At 51.8% G+C, this 20,082-nt stretch carries 13 protein-coding genes; 9 read left to right on the top strand and 4 right to left on the bottom strand.

The features are described 5' to 3' along the window. Positions 1 to 21 precede the first annotated feature (21 nt). A complete protein-coding gene (locus GA004_RS17575; protein WP_283395185.1) occupies positions 22 to 1,497 on the top strand; it encodes a DUF1501 domain-containing protein in 1,476 nt (491 codons plus the stop codon). 232 nt (positions 1,498 to 1,729) lie between these two features. Here GA004_RS17575 and GA004_RS17570 read toward each other — a convergent pair whose 3' ends face one another. The 3 genes from GA004_RS17570 to GA004_RS17560 form a co-directional block, all read right to left on the bottom strand. Continuing rightward, complete coding sequence (locus GA004_RS17570) at positions 1,730 to 3,598, bottom strand: sulfatase-like hydrolase/transferase (RefSeq protein WP_283395184.1); 1,869 nt, start codon at positions 3,596 to 3,598, stop codon at positions 1,730 to 1,732. A gap of 127 nt (positions 3,599 to 3,725) precedes the next feature. After that, positions 3,726 to 4,493 (bottom strand): substrate-binding domain-containing protein, encoded by a 768-nt coding sequence (locus tag GA004_RS17565; RefSeq protein ID WP_283395183.1) that lies wholly within the window; start codon positions 4,491 to 4,493, stop codon positions 3,726 to 3,728. A gap of 15 nt (positions 4,494 to 4,508) precedes the next feature. Further along, complete coding sequence (locus GA004_RS17560) at positions 4,509 to 4,868, bottom strand: GntR family transcriptional regulator (RefSeq protein WP_283395182.1); 360 nt, start codon at positions 4,866 to 4,868, stop codon at positions 4,509 to 4,511. 638 nt (positions 4,869 to 5,506) lie between these two features. Between GA004_RS17560 and GA004_RS17555 the strand changes: the two genes are divergently transcribed. Further along, positions 5,507 to 9,214 (top strand): TonB-dependent receptor plug domain-containing protein, encoded by a 3,708-nt coding sequence (locus GA004_RS17555; RefSeq protein WP_283395181.1) that lies wholly within the window; start codon positions 5,507 to 5,509, stop codon positions 9,212 to 9,214. Between the two features lie 258 nt (positions 9,215 to 9,472). Here GA004_RS17555 and GA004_RS17550 read toward each other — a convergent pair whose 3' ends face one another. Continuing rightward, on the bottom strand, positions 9,473 to 10,363 hold the full coding sequence (locus GA004_RS17550; protein ID WP_283395180.1) for a helix-turn-helix transcriptional regulator: 891 nt from the start codon (positions 10,361 to 10,363) through the stop codon (positions 9,473 to 9,475). 84 nt (positions 10,364 to 10,447) lie between these two features. Between GA004_RS17550 and nagB the strand changes: the two genes are divergently transcribed. The 7 genes from nagB to GA004_RS17515 all read left to right on the top strand — a co-directional run bounded on the left by nagB (position 10,448) and on the right by GA004_RS17515 (position 20,071). Further along, positions 10,448 to 12,379 carry a glucosamine-6-phosphate deaminase gene (nagB, locus tag GA004_RS17545; protein WP_283395179.1) on the top strand — a complete coding sequence of 644 codons (1,932 nt, stop codon included), beginning with the start codon at positions 10,448 to 10,450 and terminating at the stop codon, positions 12,377 to 12,379. A 20-nt stretch (positions 12,380 to 12,399) separates the two neighbouring features. Further along, entirely contained in the window at positions 12,400 to 13,251 is an 852-nt protein-coding gene (locus tag GA004_RS17540; RefSeq protein ID WP_283395178.1) for a PIG-L deacetylase family protein, read from the top strand. Further along, the gene (locus GA004_RS17535) at positions 13,251 to 14,279 is read left to right on the top strand and encodes a Gfo/Idh/MocA family protein (protein ID WP_283395177.1); all 1,029 of its coding nucleotides are present in this window, start codon (positions 13,251 to 13,253) and stop codon (positions 14,277 to 14,279) included. Before GA004_RS17540 ends, GA004_RS17535 begins: the two co-directional genes overlap by 1 nt. A 61-nt stretch (positions 14,280 to 14,340) precedes the next feature. Continuing rightward, positions 14,341 to 15,204: a sugar phosphate isomerase/epimerase family protein gene (locus tag GA004_RS17530; RefSeq protein WP_283395176.1), complete on the top strand. Its 864-nt coding sequence runs from the start codon at positions 14,341 to 14,343 to the stop codon at positions 15,202 to 15,204. Between the two features lie 13 nt (positions 15,205 to 15,217). After that, on the top strand, positions 15,218 to 17,023 hold the full coding sequence (locus tag GA004_RS17525; protein ID WP_283395175.1) for a sodium:solute symporter family protein: 1,806 nt from the start codon (positions 15,218 to 15,220) through the stop codon (positions 17,021 to 17,023). 39 nt (positions 17,024 to 17,062) lie between these two features. Next, positions 17,063 to 18,463 (top strand): Gfo/Idh/MocA family protein, encoded by a 1,401-nt coding sequence (locus tag GA004_RS17520; RefSeq protein WP_283395174.1) that lies wholly within the window; start codon positions 17,063 to 17,065, stop codon positions 18,461 to 18,463. Between the two features lie 96 nt (positions 18,464 to 18,559). Then, a complete protein-coding gene (locus tag GA004_RS17515; RefSeq protein WP_283395173.1) occupies positions 18,560 to 20,071 on the top strand; it encodes an arylsulfatase in 1,512 nt (503 codons plus the stop codon). Positions 20,072 to 20,082 lie beyond the last annotated feature (11 nt).

Below are 20,082 nucleotides of genomic sequence, written 5' to 3'. Positions count from 1 at the left end.
AAGCATTAGCCCACGAATAACATGGACCCATTCATCGACTTTCATCGTAAGCTAACGCGACGTTCGCTCTTTGGCCAAATGGGAAGAGGTCTGGGTGGCATGGCGTTGGGGTCTTTACTTCTACCACGGCTTCTGAGAGGCAGGGAACTGGATCAGTCGGAGGGGGGTGATTCGTCATTGCTGAGAAATTTGCCACACTTTGCCCCGAAGGCGAAGCGAGTGATTTACCTGTTTCAGTCGGGTGGACCTTCTCACATCGATCTATTCGACTACAAGCCAAGCATGCGGGATCTGCATGGGGTTGAGCTTCCCGACTCAGTGCGTGGAAACCAGCGGGTAACAGGCATGACTCAGAATCAGTCGAGTTATCCGTTTGTGGCGCCCCATTGGGATTTCAAACGGTGCGGCAAAAATGGAGCCTGGATCAGCGATCTTCTTCCTTACACTCAAAAGGTGGCGGACGATATCACCATTATCCGCGGAATGAATACGGAAGCGATCAACCATGATCCTGCGGTAACCTACATCAATACGGGATCGCAACAAATGGGTCATGCGAGTTTGGGGTCCTGGCTCAGTTACGGATTGGGTAGTGATAATCAGGATCTTCCGGCGTATATGGTATTGTTGTCGCAGGGGTCGGGTAAGAACCCCGGTCAGCCGCTTTTTTCCCGTTTATGGGGGAATGGCTATCTGCCATCTAGTTTCCAAGGCGTCAAGCTGGGGTCCGGTACGGACCCCGTTTACTTTCTGCAAAATCCTCCCGGAGTGGATCGCGGGCAGCGGCGAAAGGCGTTGGATCGTTTAGAAACCCTTAACCGAGCCCACTCTAGGCAGGTGGGAGATCCGGAAATTCACGCCCGCATCGACGCCTATGAAATGGCTTATCGCATGCAGACGTCGGTTCCGGATTTGATGGATTTGAGCGATGAACCCGAGTCTACGTTCGAACTTTTTGGAGAGGAATCGCGCAGGCCTGGAAGCTTTGCGGCTAACTGTCTTCTGGCGCGTCGTATGGCGGAAAAAGGAGTTCGGTTTGTGCAGCTGTTTCACCGGGGCTGGGATCAGCACAAGAAACTCGCGACACAATTACCCAAGCAGTGCCGCGACGTGGACCAGCCATCGGCGGCTTTGATTAAGGACCTCAAGCAGCGCGGGCTCCTAGACGAAACCTTAGTCATATGGGGAGGCGAGTTTGGCCGTACGGCCTACAGTCAAGGGAAGCTGGGCGATGCGAGAGCAGGCCGAGACCACCATGGGCGCTGTTTTTCCATTTGGATGGCGGGCGGCGGTGTGAAAAGAGGCTTTGAATACGGATTGACCGATGACTGGGCCTACAACGTCGTGGAGGATGGAGTGCACATTCGCGACCTTAATGCGACCATTTTGAAATGTATGGGAATCGATCACGAGCGTTTCACCTACAAGTTCAGAGGTCTCAACCAGCGCCTAACAGGCGTGGAAGAGGCTCGGGTTGTGGGCGATATTCTGACATAGGGTGCCTTGAATTCCGCTTAAATGGTAGGGCGAGACTTTCCCGAGTCCGCCCCAAAGTCTAATACCATAAACACTATCCCAGTTCGTTGTGTAAGAAGATCAGGACAACGCGGCTTACCGGGCCGTCGAGCCCTACTTTCGAACCATTATTTTCTTTGGGTAGATCCGTTGGAGCTTGGTTCGATGTCGAATCTGGTTGCGGGCGCTCGGGGATCGCCCGCTGCCCAAACCCCTACTTCGATTCCAGGAACTCCATCACCCGGACGTCGTAGGCTTTGTAGCGGCCCATCCAGCCCGCTGAAGTCAAGCTCTTGGCGTCCGAAGGCCAGATAGCAGCTGACTTTTTGAATACACTTTGATCGTAGGGATAGGCTTCGCTTACGTGGTCCAGGGCGTTGATGGCCTGGAGGCGAGCCATGACGTTGGAATTGTTAAGCAAGACTTCGTTCAGAACCGGACGAGGATCTTTTTTCCCGAGTCGAGCCAAGTGCTCGGCCGCGGCGATTCGGGTGGAGGCGATCGGGCTCCGAGTCAACGCCTGTATGCGCCTTGTTGCTCTCTCGTCTTCCGTTTTCAAAACCATGCAGTTGATTAAGGCCCAGTATTGGACAACTGGATTCTTATCCCCGAGCAAGCGGGTTAGTTTGGGAAGGGCTTTTTCTCCTCGATCGAGCAGGGCTTCGGCGGCGTCCATTACTTCCGCGAGAGGGTATTGCACGTCGTCCCGGGCGATGTCATAGGGTGTCTTTCCAGAGCCTCGACTCCATTCAACGAGTAGCGCTTCAGGGATAAATCCCGTGTCGCGAGTCTTGAGAAGATGGTCGCGGTTGGCCTTTCGCATGCGTAGCAGGACTTCGCGATGCTTGGGGTCATTGGCGAGGTTGTTGACCTCGTCGGGGTCGGCTTCGAGGTCGAATAGCTCCTCGATTGGAGCCGGCAGAAAGAACGCGCTTTGGGCGGCTGTGGTTTTACCCTGTTTGAACAATGCTTCCCATTCTCCGGTGGCAGGGTTGTCCCAGAGGTAGTTGACGTGCTGTCCTGTTGGAAGGTAGGCGAGGTAGTTGCGGATGTAGTTGTAGCGACCATCGGTCACACCGCGTTTGAAATCGATTCTCTCGTCGGCTCGGGCTCGAAATGTGTGGGCGTATTTAGGTGCTGGGGACGTTTTTTCTCCGAGAAACGCCCGGCCCTGCATGTGGACGGGAATGTCTGCTCCTATCAGGCTGAGCAGGGTAGGCGCGAAGTCGACAAACCCTACCCGTTCATCGGTTTGGGTGCCGGGTTTATGAGGCGAAAGGTGAGCCCATTTTTTGGGGAACCGTACGATGAGGGGCACATGCGTGCCACTGTCGTAGACGAAGCGTTTGCTACGAGGCATGATACCGCCATGATCTGAATAGTAGAACACGATGGTATCTTCCGCAAGACCGGCGTTCTCCAGATCCTTGAGCTGCTTGGCGACGAAACTATCCATCTCCTGAATCCGCGTGTAATACGAAGCGATTCGATCGCGCACCGTTTCCGTATCCGGAAGGTAGGCGGGGACGCGAACTTGGTCCAGTGGGATTCCGGGTTTCAACGTATTGCGAGATGGGTGGAGCGAGCTCTCGTGAGTCAGGTTGGTATTGAAAATGGCAAAAAAGGGCTTCCCTTTTGGCCGGTTTTTCCAGTGGGCATTGCGGCTGCTCTCGTCCCACCCCGGCGTATTTTGGTCTATGTTATAGTCCTGCTTGCTGTTGTTGGTGACATAGTACCCCGCGTCTTTCAGATATTGCGGATAGATCTTCACATGCGAGGGAAGCGCTGCTTGGCTACGCATGTGCTCCCCGCCGAACGTGGGTGGATACATTCCTGTGATGAGTACCGTACGAGCGGGGCCGCAAACGGCTCCGTTAGCGTAGGCGTGCTTGTACAGAATCCCCTTAGCCGCGAGACCGTCGATGGTCGGTGTCTTCCCATGTGGGTCGCCGTAGCATCCCAGGTAATCCGGGCTATTGTCTTCGCTCGTTATCCAAAGGATATTGGGGCGATCTGCGGCGAAAAGGGCGCTGGAGCCGATTAGGAGAAGTAGGAGGGATTTGAGAAAGGTAGTCGTTTTCATTGGATTTTAGAGGCCGTTGGATATGGAACCATGGCTGAAATTATTTATGTCATTCCTGATTCATAAAAGGGGTTTGGACAGCTTGGGATGCGAAAATATGCTGGAGGGCGTTTCGAGTGGTCGGGTCTTATGCGGATTGTCGCACGATCAGATGAGGAGCGACGAGGACTTTTTTTGTTTTCGATTTCGGGTCCTTTTCGTCAGAAGTGCAAAGTAGACGCATCTTTTCGGCTACGATGGATGCCATGTCTTTGAACATTTGCTTAACGTAGGTGAGATTCGGCTTTGTTTTGAGACCCTTGAAGGTGCCATCTACGCTTATCACTTTCATGGAATCCGGGACTTTTACGCTTTGATGCTCCAGAATATCGAGAAGGTCGATGGCACTTTCCTTTTCCAGGCAGAATACTGAGTCGCAACCTTGCATGGTTCGTGCTTCGCGCTCGAGCTCCACGACTCGCTGGTAGGCATTGGAAGGGTTTATCCAATACTCCTTTATTTTTTCAAGCGATCGACCGCTTTCGACCCATTTAGCTTGAAAGCCAAGTTTGCGTAGAGTGTGCCGGGAGTCGTGTTCTGCGTAGGCGACTAAACAAGGCGATTTGGCTCCCGCTTCAATTAGACGGATGGCTGCTAACTCGCCAGCCAGTCGGTTGTCAGTATCGATTGCGAAATCGGGAGTCCAATCTTGAGACGTGATTACTCCGATTCGCGGGATACCTTTGGTTAGCGTTTCCAATGCTTTTGAATGCTCGAAGTAGCCTCCTAAAATGAGGCCATCCATTCCTTCGAGCCATTCGGCCTTGATCTGATTGGCGTCAACAATGCACTTCAAATGAGTGCAAATGCCGTAAAGGGATTCGTTTTCGACGAGGGTTTTGTGAAATCGCTGCAAACCTGAAAATCGTATCTAGTCTTCGCCGACGGTTATGAGCCGAACATCGAGGGTGCGGAGGCGAGAGTTTCTGACAGCCGGATGGATTATGTATCGTTTGTTGGGGGTAGTTTCTATGTAGCCTTCTTTCTCGAGAGCGATGTAGGCTCTCCAAACAGCGTCGCGGTTAAAGCCAATTAAATTAGCAGCTTCCCTAATAGAGGGAAGGTATCCTTGACTTGAAAGCTTACCTCTTTGAATGAGGCTTTTCATTCGCTCCTTCGCTTGTTCTCGCTGAGAAGGTGCTCCCAGGAGCGGAAGATCTTCTGGATTGATGCCCATTAGGTTAGATGTCAGCTGACAGAATGACAGTTCGATATGGATGGTTGTTATCATTACAATACAAAACCCCGATGGAAGTACGGAATAGACCGTGCTCTTCAGCGTTAAGGCTAGGATCTATCGCTTTTCTTTAATCTTAGACTATTAGCTGAAAGTGCGGGGGTTAGGACGCTGATGTGTCCGTTCATGCGTGATCGAATTCGTTTGGTTAGCACTTTAAAACTTGACCGTTCTAGATCCGCTGACAGATTCTGACGGATTAAAGTTCAAACTTCGTTTTCAGTTAAAGAAGCTGGAGGCAGTATCCGATACAAACTAACCAATTCTCAGTCGAAAAAGCTAAGAAAACCAATATGTGAAAAGCTCACGTTCAAAGGTTTTTAAACTACACTAACAACCCCTATTTAATCTATTTCCTTTTATCCGCCTTTCCCTTCGTAAATTTTAACGACCCCTGATCTGAATGATCATTGTTGATTTGCGTTTTCTAGGGGAGGTCGATGTATTTTTTTAACTAACCTAGTACCCACACCCCTGATAAGAGCCCACACATCTAGAGCCCACACCTCTAGAGCTCTTTCGCAATTATAAGAGTGAAGTAGCTGGCGCAGGCTGGCTTCGTACTCGACCCCACTTAGGAGGGGCTGAGTTTCATTTCAAACCAACCTAGAAATCAACACAGTATGATGAAAATGAATATGACTAGGCTAGCATTAGCTGGCTTTTTAACTACGGGTCTGCTTGTGCAAGCCCAGGACGACGACGATGTCATCGAGTTGTCCCCCTTCGCGGTCGACGCCGCTGAGGACGTCGGCTATCGTGCCACAACAACCCTTGCGGGTTCGCGAGTTCGTTCTAACATTGGCGACCTGGGTGCGTCCATCGCGGTCATCACCGAAGAGTTCATGCAGGACACCGGAGCGACCGACGGCGAGTCGTTGCTCCAGTTTGTGGGCAACATGGAAGTTGGCGGGGTTCTGGGTAACTACTCCAACTCCGATGGTAGCAACGGCACAGTCGAGTCCCGCGTTAATCCCCAGCGTGGACAGCGTGTCCGCGGTTTGGTTAGTGCGAACTTGACTCGTGACTACTTTCAGACGGACATCCCGTTTGACTCCTACAACACATCGCGTGTGGTGGTGAACCGCGGACCGAACTCTATTCTGTTCGGACTGGGCTCCCCTGGTGGAGTAATCAACAACAACTTGAAGCGTGCCTACATCGGGCAGGATACCTCAGAGGTGGCGTTCCGGTTTGATCATCGCGGCTCAATGCGTGGCACTTTCGACTTGGCTCGTACGCTGGTCGATGATCGCTTAGCAATCCGCATCGCCGGATTGACCGAAGCGCAGAAGTACAAGCAGGACCCGGCTTTCACAGACGATACTCGCGTGTATATGGCTTGGGAAGCGACGATTTTTAAGAATGAGAATTCGAACTGGCTGGGCCGCACATCGGTTCGCGGCAGTTACGAGAGTGGCAAGATAGACGCGAACCCGCCTGACGTCATTCCTCCAACGGACTCTTTTTCATCTTGGTGGAACGGTCTCGGCACTCAGGAAGAAATCAATAGTATTTTCTCAGTACCCGGAACCGACCTCGCTGACGTCGACAACGGTACTCTGACGCAAGCCAATGTGGCGGCTCTGCTGGACTCTGGGATAGAAACAATTCCGGACAATTTTACAGGGACTCGGGAAGAGTTTATCGCTCAGGAAGGTATGTTTGTGCCTCGCACGACGGTTGATCGGTTCAAGCGAGGCGACCCGTTCCAAAACGACCCTACGCAAGGCGGACGGTTGAGTAGTAGCAACGGAACTCCGTACTTCCTTTTCCCTGCGATCAACTTCAATTCGCCAGCTGACCAAGTTCCCGGTTGGGATAATGATCCACTATTGAGCGAAGCACTGGGAGGATTTGGTATCCAGGGAATCATGGGCCGTTGGCGTCCGAGAGGCTTTGCGACGCAGGACGTGCGTTGGTCTAGATCGGCAACGGGAGGAACCGGTTTCTCGTCCAAGTCGCTCCGGAATCGGGATGTTTTTGACTATCACAATAATTTGTTCATGGGAACGACAAATAGCATCGTGACGGAGTTCGACATGAACCAGGTGTTCCTAGTGCAGGAGTTCTTCAATGGCGCCGCCGGTATCGAAGTGGCGTTCGATTCGCAGTCACGCGACCAGTTCGAGTTCACTCCGTTCGACCAAGGAGACCGGAAGGCGATCCAATTGGATCTCTCCCAGAATCTCTCTCCCGGGGATTCCGATTTCGACGGAGTAGCAGACCGCTTGTTCAACGAGAACTTGGGCCGTCCGGTTATCCGCTGGAACGACAACTTCTCGCGCACTCGGGTCAACGAGCAGGATACCTTCCGTGCGACCGCTTTTGCGTCAGTTGACTTTCAGAACTTCATGCAGAACGATGGTTTGGCGAAGATCTTGGGCAAGCATACCTTCACGGGGCTCTACGAGGATCGCGAAAACATCAACCTGACGCGGCAAGTCCGTGGATCTTGGTGGGCTGACAACAGTGATTGGCCTGGTGAAGCTTTTATCTCCAACGGTCTTAGCGACAATTTCCGTCGTATCGTCAAGACACAGGTTTACCTAGGACCGGATGCTCGCAACTTCACTAGTGCGGACGACGTTCGTATATCGGGTTATCTTCAAACCCCCTTCCCAAAGGTTGGGGACGAGTACGGTATTTGGTACTTTAACAACCGTGATAAGGCGGACACGCAGGCGATCTGGCGCATCATTGAGAATGAAGGCAATGCCACCTACAACAAGAGCCAGTTGGAGTCGGAAGCGTGGAGCTTACAGAGCTCCTTCCTTGGCGGTAACATTGTCGCTCTCTACGCAGAGCGCTCGGATACACAGGATGCTTACCTTGCTCCGAACCCTGGCGGTTACGGTGCTGCGGGTCCTGATGGAGCGACCCGACTCGACTTGCCAGGCGTCAACGAAGTTGACGGGAGCTACAACACGGACCTGCTCTACTTCCCGATGGTGCCTGATAGCATTAATTCGGGAGACACGAGCACGAAGAGCTTGGTCGTAAAGTTCCCCGAGGAATACCTCTTCGAGCTTCCTTTCGGAATGGACTTGCAGGCTCACTATTACGAGGCAGACAGCTTTCAGCCTGCAGGTGTATCGGTGAACATCCTTAACCAGCCGTTGCCTCCTCCATTGGGCGTCACGGAAGAGAAGGGAATTCAGATGACGTTCCTAGAAGGTCGCCTCTCGGTCCGCTACAACGAGTTCGAAACGGCTCTCCAAAACGACCGGACAAACCTGAATGGTGGTCTCTCCCAGATAGGAGGTCGTATTGGGTTCTACCTAGACCGTATTACATCGGCTGAGAACGATCCGTCTACGCTCCTGTTCCCCGACGGATACTCTCCCGATCCAAACGTGACTGGAGATTACGCGGATTTCTTCGCTAACCCGGGTAATTACTCAACTCCCGGTAGTATCTTGGATAACGATGCGGCCAAAAAGCCTGACACGTCTCCGGACAATCGTCAGCGACTCAGTGGCACGGGGGCAGACCTTATTGGAGCAACCTCTTTCGAAGAATATTATGATGCGATCGTTGATGCGGTGCTTCCAGAGCTGCAAGCCCTGCGTAATCATCGAGTTGAAACGCTCGAAAGCGGCGAGCGTGTGGACCTAGTCGACCCGCAACCGGGTTTGAACTCCACCCGCGACTTCGTTTCTAAGGGCAAGGAAATAGACATTGTTGGGCAAGTTACGAAGAACCTGACACTGTCGGCCAATGTGGCCCAGCAGACGTCCGTTACTTCGAATACTGGTCCGATTGCAGGAGCACTCGCACTCGAGCAAGCGGCACGCCTGCAGCGACCAATTGGCCCGTTTGGATACAGCCTTTGGGATCTGCGTGGTTCACCCTTCCAACGTGAGTCTGACCAGATCGGTGAGCGCTTCAATAATCAAGTGCTCCGCCCAATTACCTTGGCGAAGGCGCTCGATGGCACGCAACTACCAGAGCAGCGCGAATGGCGCATTAACGTCACAGGCCGTTACGACATCCTAGACGGAGCACTCAAGGGTGTTCAATTTGGAGGTAGCCTTCGTTACCAAGACGTAGTGGCCGGCGGTTACCCGAACTTGCTCAACGCAGATGGCGACGTCATTCCCGATGTGGCTAATCCTTGGTTCGGTCCAGACGACATTAACGGTGACATCTTCTTCCGCTACAGCCGTCCGATCATGGACGGCAAAGTAGACTGGAGCATCCAGTTGAACGCTCGTAACCTCTACCGCAAAAACGGATCCGAGGATATTCCAATCGAGTTCAACCCGGATGGAGCTGTTACCTACGTGCGGATCCCAGTGGAGCAGCAGTGGTTCCTGACGAATACCTTCCGCTTCTAGTCGGATAAAATTAAGTCTAACTTTCGAGACCCTCGTTTAACCGCGAGGGTCTTTTTTGTATTTTAGTACAGGCATTCTGTCTGTGCTGCAATTGGTTGGTATCGTCTGGCACATATGGATGATTAGAGGCCCATGCGAATGACCTGTTTCAAGATAATCCCTGTCCTCTGTGAAATCCGTGATCAAAATCCTCTGCCCAGATTCCTTAATCTTTTGCGAATTTGGCGTCGCTCCGCGGCTTGCAGAGATACTTCATTGTCATTTGTTTGGTCGTGTAAATCGCTTGCGGTATATCCGAGGGGATTCGCCGATGGAATTGCTGAAAAAACGGGAGAACGCGGATAAGGTAGTGAAGCCGAGTTCGAAGGCGATCTCTGTAAGGCTGAGATTCGGGTTTTGCAGGTAGAGGATGGCTTGATGGGCCCGGTAGTTTTTCAAGTAGGCGCCCAGGCTAACATTGAAGTGCTGTCGAAAGTGTGCTCGGAGGTTGCTTTCGGACATATGCAAGGCCCGAGCAATGTCCGAAACGCTCTGCAACGTGTCGGAGTTTTTAGTGAGGAACTCCTGTATTGAGTTTATCAATTCGGTCGATGCGCGTCTTGCGGTTGATTGCTGGGCAATCGCGACTTTGGGCCCGCCTTGGAGGCGCTCTCGGAGGTGGTTGATGAGGGCAGCCGATTTGATGATCAGACGGCGATTGGTCTGTGGGGTGTCCGGTTCGCGGTAATCTTGAAGGATCAGATTCAACTGTTCGATCGCGTCTGAATCCAGGTTGATGAGCTGGTTACGAAACGACTCCATCACCACAGGGTTCTGCAATTCAAACGTGAGGATAAGCCATACGATATTCGACTCGGAGATATCGGAATAGTAGTGGAACTGGTAGGGGAAAATCAGAAATCCTTGGTCGGGGCGGATCCGCCATTGAATCCCGTCAACCGTAACGCTTCCCTCAGTCATCAGGTTAAAGATGAGGACAAATCGATGATGGGGATAGGCATCGAAGCTCCGGCGTTGCAGTTCTTGCGACGAGCGTCGAGAAAATAGGATGATATTACTCGGGATGCAAATGTCCGCCGAGGATCGGCCATTAAAATAGTCGTCCGGGGGCCCCAGTTCGAGGGAATTCTGTATCAAAGGGAGACGCATTCTGACAAAACTGCAAAGTAATGAGCAAATAATGGAAAGTTTTTGCTATCTGAACAATGATATTGTAAATGGCTAACTTGAAATATGGCTCGAGAAGAAGAACAATTTGAGCGGATCCCCACGCATATTTGTCGAAATTCGGAAGAAGCCGCCTCTACAGTGGCGGGTGAGATAGCGGCGTTGATCCATGAGAGGGCGAAAGCTGGACGCAATGTGGTACTGGGTTTAGCGACGGGATCCACTCCGCTGCCCGTTTACCGTGAACTGGTGAGACTCCACAAGGATATGGGGCTGAGTTTTCGCAATGTCATCACATTCAACCTCGATGAGTATTTCGGTCTGTCCGACGATCATCCCGAAAGCTACCATCAGTTCATGTGGGAGCGGTTGTTCAAGCATGTCGACATTCCCAAGGACAACGTGCATGTGCCCTCTGGTACCTTGTCCCGTTCAGAAGTATACGCGTTTTGCGAATCCTATGAGAAGGCGATCGAAGACGCGGGAGGACTCGACTACCAGATTTTGGGAATCGGGCGGACAGGACATATTGGATTTAATGAACCAGGTTCAACCCGCGATTCAATAACGCGATTGGTTACGTTGGACTCGCTGACTCGATTGGACGCGGCGAGAGACTTTCTCGGAGAGGCGAATGTTCCGCTGTACGCGATCACCATGGGAGTGGGGACAATCCTAAAAGCGAGGAAGCTGGTATTGATGGCTTGGGGACAGTCAAAGGCGTCGGTGGTACAGGCTGCGGTTGAGGGAAAACCCAACGAAAATTTGCCAGCGAGTCTTTTGCAAGGACACCCGGATGTCAGGTTTTTTGTGGATGGCACGGCAGCGGAGGAGCTCATTCGAGTGAAATTGCCATGGCTGGTCGGAACGGTAGAATGGGATCCCCGGACGATACGCAAGGCGGTGCTTTGGCTTTCGAATACCGTCAAAAAGCCAATCTTGAAACTCCAAGAGTCCGACTACAATGAAAACGGCCTAGGGGATCTTCTCATACACTCTGGGCCAGCTTATGATCTCAACATCATCGTTTTCAATCAGACGCAGCATACAATTACAGGCTGGCCCGGCGGGAAACCCGATGCGGACGATAGCCACCGTCCTGAGCGGGCGAAACCCTTCCCAAAGCGCGTGCTCGTTTTGAGCGCTGAGCCGCACGAAGATATTCTTTGTATGGGGGGGACGGCCCATCGGCTGAAGGACCAGGGTTCCGAGGTCACTCTGGCTTACATGACTTCGGGCAATTTAGCCGTTCCGGACAATTTGGCTAAGCAAACGCTGGCTCTGATGACGGAGTTGGAAGACGAGATGGCGTTTACCAAGGGGGATGGACCCAGCTTAGGTCAATTTGCCGAGGTTATACTCAAGAGTATTGAGGAGAAAAAGGATTCGGAGGCAGATTCTGAGTCTACTCGGAGGATCAAAGGGTTTGTGAGAAGAAACGAAGCCCGGGATGCCGCGAGGATTCTGAATATCGATACGGATTCCCAAGCCTTTCTCGATCTCCCCTTTTACGAAAAAGGGCGTTACCGGAACTTCGTTGCCAGTGATGAAGATGTGGACGCTTTGGCTAAGTTACTTGAAAAAGAAAAGCCGCACCAGATCTACATCAGCGGCGGCCTAGCTGATCCGGGTTCAGTAGCTGGGGTTTGTTATCGCCTGTTCTGCGAAGCCATACGGCGCGTCAAGCGATTGGGCTGGGTGAAAGACTGCCGGGTTTGGAGCTATCGGGGGGTCGGCCAGGAATGGCCGCTATTCGAAATCGATATGGCGGTTCCTTTGAGCCCCGGTGAATTGGCCTCGAAGATCGAAGCCAGCTTTCAGTACCGATCCCAGCGGAGTCAGTACCCGTTTCGGGCGGCAAGCCATCGCGAAATTTGGCAGGAGACCGACGAGATCAACCGTTCGACGGCCGAGGCCTACGATGCGGTAGGCATGGCGGAATACGAAGCGATAGAGTCTTTCAAGGGAATCGAACTTGCGGCATTGCTAGATTCCTAAAAGCGAGAAAGGATAATCTAGTGTCAATTTTCCACAATGAAGGTGCGGATATTTGGCTGCGGGACAGCCTGACGGTAGACTCTGCGCTCGCCCGAGCGACGCATTTGGGGATCGGGGCCCATCAGGACGATTTGGAGTTTATGGCCTACGAAGGGATCGCGTCTTGCTACGAAAAGCAGGACCAGTGGTTCGCGGGCATTACGGTAACCGATGGCAGAGGGAGCTCTCGAACGGGTCCGTTTGCGAGTTACAGTGATGAAGAGATTCGAAACGTCCGCCGCAAAGAGCAGCGCGACGCGGCCGAGATTGGCGAGTATACGGCCCAGTTCCAGTTGGACTATCCGAGTTCGGAACTCAAAGGTGAAGGACGGTCTAATGTGACCGCGGACATCCTTGCTGTATTGAAGAAATCCCGACCGAATGTGGTTTATCTACATCAGCCGGCTGACAAGCATGATAGTCACATTGCAGTTTTAGGATGCAGCATTGAAGCCTTGCGCCAGACGGCTGTAACTCACGTTCCTGAACGAGTGATCGGCTGCGAAGTCTGGAGGAGCCTGGATTGGCTGGATGATTCGGAGAAGGTTGCGATGGTTTGCGATGCGTATCCAAATTTGTCAGCTAAACTGTATGCGGTTTTCGAATCCCAGATTGCGGGTGGAAAACGGTATGATTTGGCGGTTGAAGGTCGAAGGCGAGCCAATGCTACCATGTTTGACTCGCATGGATCGGACATCTATCAATCGGTAGCCTGGGGAATCGATTTGAAACCGCTCGTAGTGAATCCGGACCTTTCCATTGAAGCCTTTATCCTAGAAGAAATCGGGCGGTTGTCCCAAGATGTAAAAGATCGGGTTCAGAAATATTCCTAATGAGTAGCGAAAGAGACAATTTAAAGGGCATCCTCGTCGGATGCGGTTTTATGGGCGGTATGCACGCTCAAATTTACAAGAGCTTGCCGAACGTAGAGCTCGTGGCAGCGGTTGACGACCGGGTTGAGGCGTCAAAGGAGAAACTGGATAAACTGGGTTGTCCCGCTCCGGTATTCGCAGAATTGAGCGAGGCCTTGGCGGCGGCCGATAGCGATTTCGTCGATGTGTGCATGCCAACGTTTTTGCACAAGAAATACGCGATCGAGGCAGCCGAAGCGGGAAAGGCTCTTTTTTGTGAAAAGCCGCTCGCTTTGTCGGTGAAAGAAGCAGATGCGATTATAAGTGCGGCGAAGGCGAATGGGACGTTTGCCCAAGTCGGACATTGCCTTCGCTTCTGGCCAGAGTACATGCGCTTTATGGAGTATCATAAAAGCGGTGACGGAGGGAAGTTGTTGAGCCTGAGTCTAGCCAGGCGGGCGGGTCGCCCAGATTACGGAATAGAGAACTGGCTGAACGACGAATCGAAATCCGGAGGTGCGGCATTGGATCTGCACATTCACGATACGGATTTCGTACTGGCTTTGTTGGGACAGCCGCATTCTGTCAAGAGCAGCGTGACGCGTGACTTTAGTGGTCCGGTTCACGTGTTCAGTTTGATGGAGTATGATTCGTTGACTGTGTGTTCGGAAGGCGGTTGGAACTATCCGAAGAACTGGGGGTTCCAGATGGCGTTTCATGCGATCTACGAGAATGCCGTTCTCGATTTCGATTCAGCTAACGGGAAAGGTCTGACGATATGCCAAGGCGAGGAAGCTCCCACCCCTTTGGATGTCGTTCAAACGGATGCGGGCGAATCCCAAAGTGGCGAGGGCAATGTCTCGGACTTGGGTGGCTACCTGAACGAGTTGAAGTATTTTGTGAATTGCCTCAGTGAAGGAAATCCTCCGGCTATTGCGACTTTGGAGGATGCTCGTGAATCGTTGGCCTTAACGCTCAAGGAGATTGAATTGGGGGAAGGAAAAGAGTAATCATCTGAATTCGTAGGGCATGGTGCCAGTGCCAGCCTTACATCAAAATACAAAAAATCTCATGAAAAAATCTATCAGCATCTGGTCCTTTTATGGGGACTGGTCTTTAAAGGATAAAATGAAGCTCGCCAAGGATGCGGGATTTGAAGGTATCGAGCTCGATGTCAGTGGGGATGGGCCCATTACTTTGGATAGTGATGAGGACGCGATCGCCGCGATCGGATCACTGGCAGCGGATTCTGGGCTTACCTTAAGCGGCTTAGCTACGGGGATGTACTGGGAATTCAATCCTGCCAGCGAGAATGCCGAATCGCGGGCTCAAGCTAAAGTAGTATTGGAAAAGCAAATTCGCGTGGCATCCCAATTGGGGATCGGTGCGGTCCTCGTTGTCCCTGGCTCCGTTGGAGCCGACTTTATTCCGGGCTGTGAGGAGCTATCCTATGATAAAGTTTGGGATCGGGCGACTGAATTCATATCGAACGCACTTCCTTTAGCGAAAGAGTTGGGAGTAGATATCGGTATTGAAAACGTGTGGAATAAATTCCTGCTGAGCCCTCTGGAAATGGCTCGATTCATTGATCAGTTTGATGATGCGCACGTCGGGAGCTATTTCGATGTGGGGAACGTACTCGCCACGGGCTATCCCGAGCACTGGATTCGGATTCTGAAGGATCGGATTCGTCGGGTTCACGTGAAAGACTATCGAAGGGCAGTGGGTTCGGTGGACGGATTTGTCGATCTGCTCTCAGGGGACGTCAATTGGCCAGAGGTGGTCCAGTCACTTAAATCGATCGGTTATTCCGGTTGGGTGGCGGCGGAAATGATTCCTCCTGTTCCCTTTTATAAGTATGCTCCTGAGACTTTGATCGACAATACCTCTCGGGCCATGGACAGTATATTCGGTCTCGCTTGGCCCTCCGATTAAGCCCCTCCCCACTATGCAACTCACAAATCTCGATTGGATCATAATTGGCGTCTACTTTCTCGCAGTGGTATTGATCGGCGTCGTAGTCGCAAAGATAGCTGGTAAAAATGCCTGGAACTTTTTCCTTGGGGGAAGAGAGATGCCCTGGTGGCTACTGGGAGTATCGATGGTAGCGACAACGTTCTCAACGGATACTCCGAATCTCGTCACGGATATTGTGCGGCAAAACGGAGTGGCGGGGAACTGGGTTTGGTGGGCTTTTCTGGTCACCGGTATGGTGACGGTATTTCTCTACGCCAAGCTGTGGAGGCGTATGGACGTATTGACGGACATCGAGTTCTATGAAGTTCGATATACCGGAAAGAGTGCCGCGTTTTTGCGTGGCTTCAGAGCTCTCTATCTCGGGGTCTTTTTCAATATCATGATTATGGCGTCGGTCTCTCTCGCTGCGATCAAGATTGGGGGCGTCATGCTAGGATTCAGTCCTCTGCAATGTATCTTGTGGGCCTCGGCGGTTACGGTGGTATTCTCGTCCTTGGGAGGATTTAGGGGAGTTGTTTTCACGGACTTCCTGTTGTTTATTGTGGCCATGATCGGCTCTGTGGGGGCTGCTTTTTTCGCTATTGGGCATGCGGATATTGGGTCGTTGGGAGCCTTGCTGGAGCACCCAAACGTCGCGGACAAGATTGGATTTTTTCCGACGGTGGAGCGTGACGCTTCGGGGACGTTGACGGATGAGAACCTAAACCTCTGGATGACATTGTTGGTGATCCCGTTAGTCGTCCAGTGGTGGAGTGTCTGGTATCCGGGCGCGGAGCCAGGCGGTGGCGGTTACATTGCTCAGCGTATGCTGGCGGCGAAAAATGAGCGACAGGCAACGGGTGCGGTTCTGTTTTTCAATTTCGCCCACTATGGGCTCCGTCCTTGGCCTTGGATTCTAGTTGCGCTTGCGTCGCTGGTCGTCTTCCCGACTCTAGAAAGCATCCAGGTGGCGTTTCCCGATGTAGATCCAAGCGTTTTAGGTCACGATCTTGCCTATCCGGCGATGCTGACCTTTCTACCAAGTGGTTGGATGGGTCTCGTACTCGCGTCGTTGGTAGCCGCTTACATGTCGACGATATCGACGCATCTAAATTGGGGCTCCTCGTACGTAGCGCACGATTTTTATAAGCGTTTCGTTAAGCCGAAAGCCAGTGGCAAGGAACTGGTATTGGTTGGCCGGATATCAACCGCGGTGCTAATGGTGTTTGCTGGCTGGCTGGCGCTTAATTTGAAGAGTGCTCTTGATACGTTTCAAATTTTGCTTCAGGTCGGTGCGGGTACGGGACTTCTTTTCATCCTTCGCTGGTTCTGGTGGCGAATCAATGCCTTCAGCGAGTTGGCGGCGATGATTGCTTCCTTCATTATCGCGGTTACATTCAAGGTGGTGGATCCCGGATGGGCTTGGTGGGTAGAGCTCATCAGTGGTATTGGAATGACAACAGTCATTTGGGTAACGGTCACTCTTCTTACGCCTCCGAGCGACATGAAGAATTTGCTCATGTTCTACAAGCGGGTCAGCCCTGGAGGTAACGGGTGGAATCCCGTGCGTGAACAATCCAAGACTTTCCTCCCCAGACCCGAGGCCCTGTGGCCGCAGATTGCCCAAGCCCTTATGGGCATCGTTTCCGTATACGGTTTTCTTTTTGGAATCGGAAAACTGATTTATGGGGAATATGGAATAGGTCTAATTCTCCTAGTGATCGCGATCGGTTTGGCGGTGAAACTAATCACCTCAAAAAATGTGGGCGGCGGATCAAGAAGCATGTTTGACACATAACATTTGGATACAGAATAAAACAGAAAGCTTTCAGCTAATATGAAAAGTGAAGATAGTTCGCGCCGCAAATTCGTAAAAATTATAGGGGCTTCGGCGACTGGAATCGTGGCCGGTTGCACGATCGCAAAGAAGAGTGAAACGCCTTCGCGGAGAGCTAGCGCCAAGTATATGGGCGACTTTATCGCTCCTAAACTCGATACTGTGCGTTGCGCCTTTATCGGTGTGGGAGCACGAGGGAGTGGGCACAATAGTCAGATAGCGGAAATCGAAGGCACTGAAGTGGTTGGAATCAGCGACCTGCACGAAGATCTAGCAAAAAAGGCCCAAAGCAAGAGCGTTGCGGCGGGCAAGGGAGAGCGGCATCAAAACATTAAACTGTACTACGAAAATGGTGATAGCTGGAAGCAAATGCTTCGCGAGCGAAAGCCTGACATGGTAGTCATCGCTACTCCATGGAAGTTGCACGCTCCGATGGCAATCGAGGCCATGAAGGCAGGAGTGCACGCGTTTGTCGAAGTTCCCTTGGCGCTGACCAATAAGGAAATGTGGGATATCGTGGATACATCGGAATCAACCGGCAGGCACTGTATGATGATGGAGAATGTCAACTATGGGCGCGAAGAGTTGATCTATCTTAATATGTGCCGCCAAGGGGTGATTGGCGAATTGCTGCATGCCGAAGCCTCATACATTCACGAGCTGCGTGGCCAAATGAACAGTGAGCGCAGTACCGGCTCTTGGAGAACCTACCATTACGCAAATCGTGATGGGAACTTGTATCCCACCCATGGCCTTGGCCCAGTGGCGCAATACATGAATCTGGCTCGTGGAGATGACAATTTTGGGAGACTGGTTTCGTATTCAACCCTTGGGCGAGGACGCAGTCTGTACGCGAAAGAGAACTTTCCGGCCGATCACAAGTGGAATAAGATCGATTTCAAAGGGGGTGACCTCAATACGTCGATCATCAAAACGAATTTGGGACGAACCGTAATGGTTCAATGGGACGAAACCAGTCCTCGACCCTACTCTCGTCACAATTTGGTACAAGGGACGAAGGGGACGCTAGCGGGGTTTCCCACTCGAGTGGCTTTAGAAGGAGGAGTAGACGGGGCGACCGACAACCACCACAAGTGGGCGGAAGGAGAGCAATTGGAAGCGATTTTTGCAAAGTATGAACATCCTCTATACAAGCGCCTCGGAGAACTTGCTAAAAAGATGGGAGGCCATGGGGGAATGGACTTTATCATGCGCTACCGTATGATTGAGTGTCTGCGCCTCGGGCAGCCTCTTGATCAGAATGTTTATGAAGGCGCGTTTTGGAGTGCAGTATCACCGCTCAGCGAAAAATCGGTTGCGGAAGATGGGGCCCCTCAGGTGTTTCCCGATTTTACGCGAGGAGAGTGGAAGCATACGAAGCCTTTAGATATTGTCGCGTAATAAAGTAGCTCAGTGCTTCAGCCTGAGCAGGAAAGATTGAGAAAGAAAAATGGCTCAGGCTGAAGCACAGAGCTACGGATAAAAAACAGACTAATTATGAAATCGATTCTCTTAATTTCGGTCGTAACGATCCTGCAATTACACTCAGTCTATTCAGAGAAGCCAAATATCGTCTATATTCTCGCGGACGATTTAGGCTACAATGAACTTGGCTGCTATGGACAGGACACAATTGAAACGCCAAACATAGACGCCTTGGCGGCGAGTGGTATTCGGTTTACTCAACATTACTCAGGTTCCCCGGTTTGCGCTCCATCACGCTGTGTTCTCATGACAGGGAAACACACAGGCCATGCCTACATTCGTGGTAATGACGAGTGGAGGGAACGTGGAGACACTTGGAATTTCGCAAAGGCGGTCGAAGATCCAAATCTGGAGGGTCAGCGCCCGCTTCCAGTAGGGACTAAAACGATTGGTACGTTGCTACAGGGAGTTGGATACAAAACGGCCATTGTCGGTAAATGGGGACTGGGTGCCCCCCTTACAAACAGTATCCCGACCAAGATGGGGTTTGACTTTTTCTACGGATACAACTGCCAGCGTCAGGCACACACTTTCTATCCCAAACACCTTTGGAAAAACGAAGAAAAGGATTGGCTCGATAACGAGCTAGTCGTTCCGGGGACGAAGCTGGCAGAAGGAGCAGATCCAAACGATCCTGCGAGCTATTCGAAATACCGGTTAAGCGAATATGCGCCAGAGCTCATGCTCGGGGAGGCCTTGGAATTTGTGAGGGAGAACAAGGAAAGCCCCTTCTTTTTATATTTCGCTTCGCCCATTCCCCATGTTCCGCTGCAGGCTCCAGAGAGTTGGGTTGAATATTACCAGAAAAAACTGGGACCTGAAGATCCCTACCTTGGGAACAAGGGATATTTCCCCAATAGGACCCCCCGAGCGACCTATGCGGCAATGGTATCCTATTTGGATGAGCAAGTAGGCGACATTGTCAGCGAACTGAAAAAGCTCGGACTTTACGAAAACACATTGATTCTGTTTTCCAGCGACAATGGCCCCACCTATAATGGCGGTAGCGATTCCAATTATTTTGAAAGTGCTTCGCCTTTCAAAAGTGAATATGGTTGGGCTAAAGGTTTTTCAACGGAAGGGGGTATTCGAGTACCGATGATTGCCAGTTGGGAGGGCATGATCAAGGGGGGGCGAACTTCTCAGCATGTCTCCGCCTTTTGGGACGTGCTCCCTACACTGTGCGAGCTTTCCGGTGCCCTAGTTCCTTCGGATGTAGATGGACTCAGTTTTGTCCCGAATCTTCTGGGAGAACCGCAAGAACCTCATGAATTCCTGTATTGGGAATTTCCCGCCTACGAGGGACAGCAAGCGGTTCGCATGGGAGATTGGAAAGCCCTGCGAAAAGGGATTTTCAAAGGAAACATGGATCTGGAGCTGTACAATCTAAAGACTGACCCAAGGGAGCAGTTCGATGTTTCCGCCGCCTATCCTGAAGTTGTTGCTAAGATAGAAGCGATCATGGAGAGCGAACGCGAACCCGCGGTTTTAGAACGCTTCAAGATTAAGCAGCTGGGGGATTGATTGTGGGCGGG

It is taken from the genome of Candidatus Pelagisphaera phototrophica, assembly GCF_014529625.1.
Lineage (GTDB): Bacteria > Verrucomicrobiota > Verrucomicrobiia > Opitutales > Opitutaceae > Pelagisphaera > Pelagisphaera phototrophica.
This window is presented reverse-complemented; position numbering and strand designations above follow the sequence as displayed.